General features: G+C 69.7%; 1 protein-coding gene. It reads left to right on the forward strand.

Annotation, left to right across the window (positions count from 1 at the left end):
* Positions 1-146 precede the first annotated feature (146 nt).
* Positions 147-1520: a chloride channel protein gene (locus U9980_RS12965; protein WP_322768136.1), complete on the forward strand. Its 1374-nt coding sequence runs from the start codon at positions 147-149 to the stop codon at positions 1518-1520.
* The last annotated feature ends 139 nt before the right edge of the window (positions 1521-1659 follow it).

Below are 1659 nucleotides of genomic sequence, written 5' to 3' on the forward strand. Positions count from 1 at the left end.
CCGGTCCGCCGGTCCGCGGTTGTCGGGGAGCGGTCCAGGGAACAAGCCATCGGGTGTGGTCTGGTCACTCGCCGTTGACGCACCAGGGGTCCCTGCCGCCGCTCCCCTCAAGCCGCGCGCGGCCGGCAGTCCGGAGATGGTCGACGATGACGACCGTGCGGCGCGACAGCTCCGACCAGAAGGTCAAGTCCGACCAGAAGGTCAGCGTTCACAAGCAGACGACCCCGACCGACCCGCCGGCGAACGATCCGCTGGCCCCGCTGCGGGACCCCCGTTACCTCGGATTGCTCGCTCTCGCCGGGATCCTCGGCATACCGATCTCGGCCGTGGCCTACGGCTTCCTCAAACTGGTCTCCACCACCCAGGAGTGGATCTTCACGGACCTTCCTGTCACGCTGGGCTTTCGTGCGCAGCCACTGTGGTGGCCGGTACCCACGCTCGCGGTGGCGGGCATCCTGGTCGCGCTTGCCATCCGATACCTGCCCGGAACGGGCGGTGCGTCACCAGCCGACGGATTCAGCGCACATGGCGCACCCGCACCCGCTGAACTGCCGGGCATCGCGATCGCCGCGCTGGCGACCCTGTGCTTCGGCGCGGTGCTCGGGCCTGAAGCGCCGCTCATCGCGATCGGTGGCGGCCTGGCAGCGTATGCGGTGCGGCTGGCCAGACGCGACCCGCCCGCACGAGTCAGCGCGGTGCTGGCCGCGGCCGGCGGCTTCGCGGCCATCAGCACCCTGTTGGGCTCGCCGCTGATCGCGGCCTTCCTGCTGATGGAAGCGGTGGGGCTGGCCGGAGCGACGCTCGAGCTGGTACTGCTGCCCGGTCTGCTCGCCGCCGGGATCGGCAGCCTGATCTTCATTGGCCTGGGTTCCTGGACCGGCTTCGGAACCTTCTCACTGGCGATTCCCAACCTTCCCCCGGTCGGCCAACCGAACGTCGCCGAATTCGGGTGGGCACTGGTCATCGGGGTCGCCGCAGCTCTGATCGGATCGGCCATCCGACTGCTCGGCCTGCGGATGCGGTCCCCGGTGGAACGGCGCCTGCTGTGGGCGACCCCGCTGGTGGGCCTGATCATCGCAGGTCTGGCGATCGCGTATGCGCAGGGCAGCGGGCGGGACACCGCCGAGGTGCTGTTCTCGGGGCAGGACGCGCTGGGACCGCTCATCGCCCACGGCGCGGGCTACTCGCTGGGAGCGCTGCTGCTGCTCCTGGTCTGCAAGGGCCTCGCCTACGGCGCGTCGTTGAGCAGCTTTCGGGGCGGACCCGTCTTCCCGGCGATGTTCCTGGGCGCGGTGGGCGGCATCGCCATGTCTCACCTGCCCGGCCTGCCGCTGGTGGCGGGTGCGGCCATGGGCATCGGGGCGATGAGCGCGGCGATGCTCAAGCTTCCGATGACCTCGGTCCTGATGGCCACCCTGCTGCTGCTGACCGATGGCCTGGCCACCATGCCGTTGGTCATCGTGGCGGTGGCGGTGGCGTATGTGACGACCGTGCGGCTGACCCCAAAGCCGCTTGGTTAGGCGGCAGGGCTGGTTGTCAAGGGTCTTGGGGTACGAGGATGTCGATGTTGATGGTGGCCTTGTAGCTGGGGGCTCGGACGCGGGTGCCTGTGGCGACGAACGTGGAGATCGCGCGTTTGACGACGCGGGGGTTGACCCG

The organism is Protofrankia sp. Cr1, assembly GCF_963555865.1.
In the GTDB taxonomy this organism is placed as follows: domain Bacteria; phylum Actinomycetota; class Actinomycetes; order Frankiales; family Frankiaceae; genus Protofrankia.